The sequence below is a fragment of the Micromonospora sp. WMMD736 genome, assembly GCF_049179015.1.
Taxonomy (GTDB): domain Bacteria; phylum Actinomycetota; class Actinomycetes; order Mycobacteriales; family Micromonosporaceae; genus Micromonospora.
Window position 1 is genome coordinate 1 of sequence record NZ_JBMHMI010000127.1, and the last position, 3,049, is coordinate 3,049.

At 68.8% G+C, this 3,049-nt stretch carries 3 protein-coding genes; 2 read left to right on the forward strand and 1 reads right to left on the reverse strand.

Annotation, left to right across the window (positions count from 1 at the left end; all coding sequences use genetic code 11):
• On the forward strand, positions 1–1,094 hold a 1,094-nt coding region (locus ACN269_RS34535), incomplete at its 5' end, for an acyl-CoA dehydrogenase family protein (RefSeq protein WP_421477508.1).
• A gap of 218 nt (positions 1,095–1,312) precedes the next feature.
• Complete coding sequence (locus ACN269_RS34540; RefSeq protein WP_421477510.1) at positions 1,313–2,263, forward strand: esterase family protein; 951 nt, start codon at positions 1,313–1,315, stop codon at positions 2,261–2,263.
• A gap of 11 nt (positions 2,264–2,274) precedes the next feature.
• Here the strand turns inward: ACN269_RS34540 and ACN269_RS34545 are convergent.
• A partial coding sequence (locus ACN269_RS34545) for a DUF3418 domain-containing protein (RefSeq protein ID WP_421477512.1) occupies positions 2,275–3,049 on the reverse strand: 775 nt, incomplete at its 5' end.

Here is a 3,049-nt window from a genome sequence, read left to right on the forward strand (position 1 = left end):
AGAACTTCAACGAAGCCGCGGTGCGCGGGCTGATGGAGTCCGATCCGCCGTTCGACCCGAAGGTGTGGGCGCGGCTCGGCTCCGAGCTCGGTGTGCTGGGGTTGTCGGTGCCCGAGGCCGCCGGCGGGGTCGGCGGTTCGCTGATCGACCAGGCGGTGGCGGTCGAGGAGCTCGGCGCGGTGCTGGCGTGCGGGCCGGTGTTCGGCACGGTGTACCTGGCCATCCCGGCGCTGGTCGCCGCGTCCGACACCCCCACCGACCTGCTCACCGAGCTGGTCGAGGGCCGGCGTACCGCGGCGTTCGCGGTGGCCGAGACCGCCGGCGAGTTCGACCCGACGTCGATATCGTTGACGGCAACCCGCTCCGGTGACGGTTACGCACTGACCGGGGTGGCCGAGCAGGTGGTCGACGCCGCGGCCGCCGACGATCTGCTGGTGGCCGCCAACGGGCCCGATGGCGTCGGACTGTTCGCGGTCGACGCGGCCGGGTCCGGGGTGCAGCGCAGCGCGCTGGCCACCCTCGACCTGACCCGGCCCCAGGCCACGGTCACGTTCACCGATGCACCCGGCCGACTGATTGCCGGGCCGGAGGAGGCCGAGCGGGTCATCGGCCACGCGCTGGCGGTGGGCGCGGCGCTGCTGGCCGTCGAACAGGTTGGCGCCGGACAGCACCTGCTGGACCTCTCGGTGGACTATGCCAAGTCCCGGCTGCAATTCGGCCGACCGATCGGGTCGTTCCAGGCGGTCAAGCACAAGCTGGCCGATCTGCTCGTCGAACTCGAGCATGCCCGCTCGACCGCCTATCACGCGGTGTGGGCGCTGACCGACGGTTCCGATGATCCGGCGTTGGCGGTCAGCATTGCGCAGGCGACCTGCTCGGCGGCGCTGACCAAGATCGCCAAGGACACCGTTCAGGTGCATGGCGGCATCGGCTTCACCTGGGAGCACCAGGCGCACCTGTACTTCAAGCGGGCGTTCACCGACGCCGCATTGTTGGGTAGCGCCGAAGAGCACCGGTCCCGGGTGGCGGCGATGGTGCTGGACACCGCATCCACCGACGGAGCGCCGCGGGTGGCCGACGGAGTGCCGGTCTGACGCAAGTTCCTCACCGGCAGTTCCTCACCGGCCTTCACACCGAAATTGAAGCCAGGGACGGAAATCGGCTCGATCTTGTCCCTCACTGCAATCTCGACGAGGTTCAGATCGCCCACGGTTTGGAGTGTAGCCGTCTGATCGGAATCACCTTGATAACGAGGCCATTACGGACTGCGTGGCCGAAGGCCGCCAAACAACACTGCTGCTAGCTTGCCCGTGTGCGAACGCTGTCACGCGCCTGGACCCGTTTCACCATCGCCATACTGACCGCGGCGATGGTGCCTGTGCTGGCAGGCTTCTCCCGCGAAGGCCTGCCCGTTGAAGAGCTCGCCATCCCGTCGCCGTCGATGGGCCGCGACATCCGCGTCGAGTTCCAGGGCGGCGGTCCGCGCGCGCTCTACCTGCTGGACGGGCTGCGCGCGCAGGACGATCACAATGGCTGGAACATCAACACCGCAGCGTTCGAGTGGTACTACGAATCCGGCATCTCGGTGGTGATGCCGGTCGGCGGGCAGTCCAGCTTCTACACCGACTGGTATCAGCCGGCGCGCCACAACGGCGGCACCATCACCTACAAGTGGGAGACGTTCCTGACCCGGGAGTTGCCGGCCTGGCTGGCCGCCAATCGGGGCGTTTCGCCGGTCGGCAACGCCGTCGTGGGCCTGTCGATGTCCGGCGGCGCCGCGCTCAACCTGGCGGTCTGGCATCCCGCGCAGTTCATCTTCGCCGCCTCGCTGTCGGGCTTTTTGAACCCGTCACAAGGGTTGTGGCCCACGCTGATCAGTTTCGCGATGAAGGACGCCGGGGGCTTCGTCGCCACCGACATGTGGGGTCAGACCAGCGACCCGGCGTGGCGTCGCAACGATCCGACGGTGAACATCCCGCAACTGGTCGCCAACAACACCGCCATCTGGGTGTACAACGGCAGCGGCACATCCTCGGACCTCGACACCGCCGGCAATTTCGGCACCCTCTACAGCGCACAGTTCCTGGAGAACCTGACGGTCAGCTCCAACAAGGAGTTCCAGCAGAAGTACCTGGCCGCCGGCGGCCGCAACGCGGTGTTCCAGTTCCCGCCCAACGGCACGCACAGCTGGGCCTACTGGGGCTCGCAGTTGCAAGCGATGAAGCCCGACATGCTGCGGGTGCTCGGCATCGTCCCGGCATAGTCCGGGCAGAGTCACGGCCTGATCGCGTCGATCGCCCGTCGAATCCGCTGCTCGCTGACCGATCGCGCAGTCCCGAGTTGCTGGGCCCACAGGCTCACCCGTAGCTCCTCGATCATCCAGGCGATGTCACGGACGTCAGCAGCCGCGGCCCGGCTCGGCGAAAGCGCCTGCCGCAGATCGTCATAGGCGTCTTCGACCGCGTGCACCCGCGACATCCTATCCCGATCGGCCGCGACGCCGTGCGGTAGCCGCTCCAGCCGGCGCGCGATCGCCGTCAGGTAGCGGGCCAGGTCGGCCAGGTGCCCGATCCCGGTTGCCGCGACGAAGCCGACCGGCAGCAGCCCAGCCAGCTGATCGCGCACGTCGGCGATCGAATCAGCTTGCGCCGGCGGCACCTCCGCGGGCAGCAGCAGCTCCAGCTCATGGGCGGCGGCCAGCACCTTTTCCACCCGGGCAACGGCGGCGCGGGTGGTGGCGGGCAACTCGCCGGCCACCCGCTGGCGCGCCGCCTCGAACTCGGTCCGAGTCCAGACCGGGGTGGGGGCCAATGCGTCGACCGCCGCGTCGCAGCAGTCCTCGAGCAGCGCGGTCAGTGTGCCGTCCGGGTTGGTACCCAGCATCAGCCGGGTCCGCGGATCCAGGCCCCGCTCCAGCGATTTCACCGGTGACGGTACTGACAACCGCAGCAGCCGACGCAGGCCCGGCCCCATCGCGGCCTGCTGCTCTGCGGCGGTTGGGAACACCTGCAGGTCGACCGCCACCCCGGTATCGACCAACCCCGGGAAC